Below are 582 nucleotides of genomic sequence, written 5' to 3'. Positions count from 1 at the left end.
CCATTGGAGCCCAGAACATCCGCGTGTATTCGCGATACGAGGGTCTTCTTTCCCAGGTCCTGAAAATCGTCGAGTCCGACCTGCGGTACATGGCCGATCAGGCCGATGTCTACGATCTGTACTTTGACTGTGAACAGCACGAAGAGCTCAAAAGCTCAGATATCGTCCACGTGCTTCGCCAGATCAATCATCCGCGGATTCACGCTCTGTTCGATTTTGGCAACATGATCAACGCCGACGAGCGCCCACTAGAGGCCCTCAGGGGACTCGCCCCCTACATTCGGCAGAGTCATCTCAAAGGCGTGCGCATCGTGCCGGAACTCCACGGATTCGGGCACCAGGGCGTGAATCAGGGGAGCGATCAGGATGATCTCCCCAGCCCGCGTCTGCTGTGTGAACTTCTGATGCTGGGGGATCACGAGCCGCAAGTCACCGTGTTCAGCCTGGAACAAGAAAATCACTACTCAGCGCCGGCATTCCGCCACTCCGACGAAGACCCGGACCCGTTCATTCCGTATCGGGACATGAGCGACACTCCTTTACCGCCAGGCTATTCGGTCGAGCAGATGCTCTCAGAGGAAC

The 582-nt window shown here is 57.2% G+C and carries 1 protein-coding gene; it reads left to right on the top strand.

The window, feature by feature from the left end:
- Window positions 1-582, top strand: a 582-nt coding sequence (locus JF66_RS20015; protein ID WP_035880641.1) for a TIM barrel protein, incomplete at both ends; no start/stop codon positions are given.

Source organism: Cryobacterium sp. MLB-32 (assembly GCF_000738085.1).
Taxonomy (GTDB): domain Bacteria; phylum Actinomycetota; class Actinomycetes; order Actinomycetales; family Microbacteriaceae; genus Cryobacterium.
Note: the sequence above shows the minus strand (reverse complement) of the source record. Positions and strands in the feature narration are given on the sequence as shown.